Here is a 959-nt window from a genome sequence, read left to right as displayed (position 1 = left end):
CAGCAGGCCCGGCTGGCCGAGCTCGCCCGCGCGAGCACCGCCGGTGCCGTCGACCCGTGGTCGGCCGCGCAGCGGCTGCTGACGGAGATCTCACCGACACCCGGCGACGCGCCGGGCGACGCGCTGACCCCGCGGAACTGACCCCGCGGAACTGACCCCGCGGAACTGACCCCACGGGACTGACCCCACGGGACTGACCCCACGGGACTGACCCCACGGGACTGACCCCACGGGAGAGGAGCTGATGATGGTCCGGCTCGACGATCCGGACGTTCCCGCCGGCGATCTGATCGCCGCCCTGGGCCTGCGACCGCATCCCGAGGGCGGCTGGTACCGGCGGACGTGGGCCAGCCCCGATCTCCTCGACGCGCACGGCGGCCGCCGGCCCGTGATGACGTCCATCCTGTTCCTGCTGCCCCCGGGTGAGGTCTCCCGGTGGCATCGGGTGGCCTCCGCGGAGATCTGGCTCTGGCAGGGCGGCGGCGCCTTGGAACTCACTCTCGGCGGCGCGGGTGGACGGCCGGTGCCAGGACAGATCGCCCTGCTCGGACCGGACACCTCCGGCGGCGAGGTGCCGCAGGTCGTCGTGCCGGCCGGGCAGTGGCAGACCGCCGTCCCCACCGCCGGGCGGCCGGTCCTTGTCGGCTGCGTCGTCGCGCCCGGCTTCGACTTCGCCGACTTCGAACTCCTCGACGAGCCGAGCCCGCCGCGCTGACCCGACCACGCGCGGGTCGCGGCGCCTTGAGGGCGACCAGTCGTCTAGCGGGGGGCTGAGGCGACGGGCAGGGCGGTCGTGGCTGCCATGAGCAGCGCCGGGACCAGCGGAAGGTCGAGGACGTCGAGTGCCCCGGCGCGGCGCAGCCCGGCGCGCTCCTGCGGATCGGCGTCCTCGGTGAGGACGAGCGCGGGGATCGCGGCGGCGGTCGGGTCGGCGGCGAGGTCGGCGAGCAGTTCCGGCG

Annotated in this window: 1 protein-coding gene and 1 pseudogene; one reads left to right on the top strand and one right to left on the bottom strand. The window is 75.5% G+C overall.

Annotated elements, in window-relative coordinates; translation table 11 throughout:
- Positions 1–244 precede the first annotated feature (244 nt).
- Positions 245–715 (top strand): cupin domain-containing protein, encoded by a 471-nt coding sequence (locus MXD58_RS25615; RefSeq protein ID WP_248836692.1) that lies wholly within the window; start codon positions 245–247, stop codon positions 713–715.
- Between the two features lie 44 nt (positions 716–759).
- Here MXD58_RS25615 and MXD58_RS25610 read toward each other — a convergent pair.
- Positions 760–959, bottom strand: a pseudogene (locus MXD58_RS25610) (hybrid sensor histidine kinase/response regulator); the annotation flags it as partial.

Origin of the sequence: Frankia sp. AgKG'84/4 (assembly GCF_023242965.2) — a bacterium.
Taxonomy (GTDB): domain Bacteria; phylum Actinomycetota; class Actinomycetes; order Frankiales; family Frankiaceae; genus Frankia.
Note: the sequence above shows the minus strand (reverse complement) of the source record. Positions and strands in the feature narration are given on the sequence as shown.

Bases quoted from the DNA above. Each gene is read 5' to 3' on its own strand.
- MXD58_RS25615 (WP_248836692.1), top strand. From the start codon at position 245: ATGATGGTCCGGCTCGACGATCCGGACGTTCCCGCCGGCGATCTGATC.